Origin of the sequence: Thermogutta sp. (assembly GCF_014359955.1) — a bacterium.
Lineage (GTDB): Bacteria > Planctomycetota > Planctomycetia > Pirellulales > Thermoguttaceae > Thermogutta.
In genome coordinates this window covers 1-2,647 of sequence record NZ_JACIYL010000634.1, presented here as the reverse complement: position 1 = coordinate 2,647, position 2,647 = coordinate 1, and the positions used below count along the sequence as shown (strand labels likewise).

The following is a 2,647-nucleotide window of genomic DNA, read 5'->3' as shown; positions in this document are numbered from 1 at the left end:
TCGGTCAAACGCTTTTGACCACCGCCCCGGAGGTGTATCGCGCCCTCGTGGAAGCCACGGCATTCGGCGCGCTGACCATTATCAAACGGTTTGAAGAATACGGGGTAGCCGTGAAAGAGGTGATCAACTGCGGGGGCATTGCCGAGAAAAACCCGTTCGTTATGCAGGTCTATGCCGACGTGTGCAATCGCCCGATGAAGATCAGCCGTTCGGCACAAACTTGCGCTTTGGGTGCTGCGATTTTCGGGGCTGTTGTGGGAGGAGCCTACAAATCAGTGGAGCAGGCTCAGCGACGGATGACAGGCGTCAAGCCAACGGTTTATCGGCCTCGAAAAGCAGCGGCCGCTGTTTATGCCCGACTCTACAAACTCTACCGCAAACTCCATGATGCGTTCGGCTTGCCCCATTATGAGACCTCGCTGTACGATGTCATGAAAGAACTCATTGCTATTCGGAAGGAAGTCCGCAAGGAAGTATGATCGAATCGTAGGCTGAAAAAACCATCTTCTGGGACTCCGCTTGTGACAGCCCCCAGGATGGCAGGCGGGAGATCATGTCATGTCGCTGGAATCACTGCGCGAGGAAGTGTGCCGAGCTAACAAAATGCTACAGGAGTACGGCCTGGTGTGTTTGCACTCGGGCAATGTGAGCGGACTGGACCGCAGCACAGGCCGACTCGTCATCAAGCCGTCCGGTGTTGATTACGAGACCCTCACCCCGGAGGACCTCGTGGAAGTCGATCTCATCACGGGAAAAGTCCTTTCCGGCCACCTGCGGCCGAGCGTCGATTTGCCACACCACTTATACATCTACCGGAATATGCCGGGGGTGGGAGGAATTGCCCATGCGCACAGCGACTACGCCACCGCCTGGGCCACCGTGGGAAGGCCGATCCCGCTGTGCCTCACGGAGATTGCCGATTACTTCGGGGCGGAAATCCCCTGTGCCCCCTATGTTGACAATGAAGGGGACAATATCGGTCAGGCGATCATTCGTTATCGAAATCGCGCTCCGGCCATTTTGCTGGCCAACCACGGGGCTTTCACCTGGGGCCCCACTGCGATCGATGCCGTCAAGCTCGCGATTGCCCTGGAGGACGTTGCCAAAAAAGCGTTTCTTGCCTGCCAGCTCGGCAAACCGCTGGAAATTCCGATCGAAGAAGCCCGTAAATGGTATGACAAGTATCATCACGGTTATGGCCAGATCGTCCCTCCACGAACGCCGACCACAGTGTCCCGGGGCGGCTCGGGTTGCGGGGCGTGAGCACGAGTAAGCCACCTGCAACACGGGCTCGAAAGTGGGGGCAGGATGGAATGAACGCATGAGCATCGCAGATTCAAGAGAACGGATCGTCGCGCGTGATGTTTTGTCGGGTGACGTCGTGGCCATCACGATCAAGGAGGATCGCATTGTTTCCCTGGAACGCGAGACCGCCGGGTTCCGACAAGTATCGGACGACAGGTTACCGTGGATTGCGCCCGCTCTCTGCGACATTCAGGTGAACGGCTATGGCGGCCACGATTTCACAGCGCCGGACGTCTCGCCCGAGGACGTTTGGGCCGTGGCGGAAAAGATGTTCGCGGCCGGCGTGACGCGGTTTCTCCCCACCATCACCACCCACAGCCGGGAAGTGATGATCCACGCCGTCCGGACCATCGCTCAGGCTGTCAACGAATATCCGCCTTTGGTTGACGCGATTCCGGGGATCCATCTGGAAGGGCCGTACATCAGTCCCGAAGATGGCCCGCGTGGAGCCCATCCCCGAGAACATGTCCGCCCGCCGGATTGGGAAGAATTCTGCCAGTTGCAGGAGGCCGCCGCCGGCCTCATCCGCTTGATCACCCTTTCGCCCGAGTATCCTGAAGCGGTGCCCTTCATCGAGACGGCTGTGGCCAACGGAGTGATCGTCGCCATCGGACACACTGCTGCCACGTCCAGGCAACTCGAAGAGGCGGTCTCGGCCGGTGCTCAGCTCAGCACGCACCTGGGAAACGGCTGCCACCTCATGCTGCCACGGCATCCCAATTATCTGTGGCACCAGCTTGCCGACGACCGGCTCTGGGCGAGCTTCATTTTCGACGGCCACCACCTGCCGCAAGACTTTATGATGGTGGCCCTGCGGGCAAAGGGTATCGCCAGGTCCATTCTGATCAGTGATGTGACCGCTCTGGCCGGAATGCCGCCGGGAATTTATCGGACTCCTCTCGGCGAGGTGGAAATGCTTCCCGAAGGACGGCTTGTGGTAGCTGGGCAGCGGCAACTCCTGGCGGGTGCTGCTCAGCCCCTGGTGACCGGAGTTGTCAACGCCATCCGTTTGACCGGTTGTTCGGTGGCCGACGCCTTTCGAATGGCCTCGGTCAATCCCCGGGCACTGCTTGGACTGCCGCCAGTCGTTTTTCAGCCGGGGGCGTCGCCGGAGTTTATCCTCCTTGATGTGAATCCCGAGCTTGTCAATGACCAACTTTTTCCAAGATCAGAGCGCACGAAAAAAGCCGCTTTGTGGAGCGAAAGCGGCATGGTTTGCATGGAAGAGGAACCCGTGTTGAAAATTCAGAAAGTGTACTTCCAGGGCGAGCGCTATCCGCTTTAGGGAAGCGTTTTGGGCGTCAGACTTCACCGCCGGTGGGGAAGAAATATTGTCGCGGAA

General features: G+C 58.8%; 3 protein-coding genes. All 3 read left to right on the top strand.

Annotated features, from left to right (window positions below; all coding sequences use genetic code 11):
- Window positions 1-479: FGGY-family carbohydrate kinase (locus H5U08_RS15265; protein WP_297034942.1), on the top strand; the 479-nt coding region annotated here is incomplete at its 5' end.
- A gap of 79 nt (window positions 480-558) precedes the next feature.
- On the top strand, window positions 559-1,263 hold the full coding sequence (locus H5U08_RS15260; protein WP_297034939.1) for a class II aldolase/adducin family protein: 705 nt from the start codon (window positions 559-561) through the stop codon (window positions 1,261-1,263).
- A gap of 58 nt (window positions 1,264-1,321) precedes the next feature.
- Window positions 1,322-2,590 (top strand): amidohydrolase family protein, encoded by a 1,269-nt coding sequence (locus H5U08_RS15255; protein WP_297034936.1) that lies wholly within the window; start codon window positions 1,322-1,324, stop codon window positions 2,588-2,590.
- The last annotated feature ends 57 nt before the right edge of the window (window positions 2,591-2,647 follow it).

Coding starts and splice junctions, on each gene's coding strand:
- H5U08_RS15255 (WP_297034936.1), top strand. CDS start 1,322: ATGAGCATCGCAGATTCAAGAGAACGGATCGTCGCGCGTGATGTTTTG.
- H5U08_RS15260 (WP_297034939.1), top strand. CDS start 559: ATGTCGCTGGAATCACTGCGCGAGGAAGTGTGCCGAGCTAACAAAATG.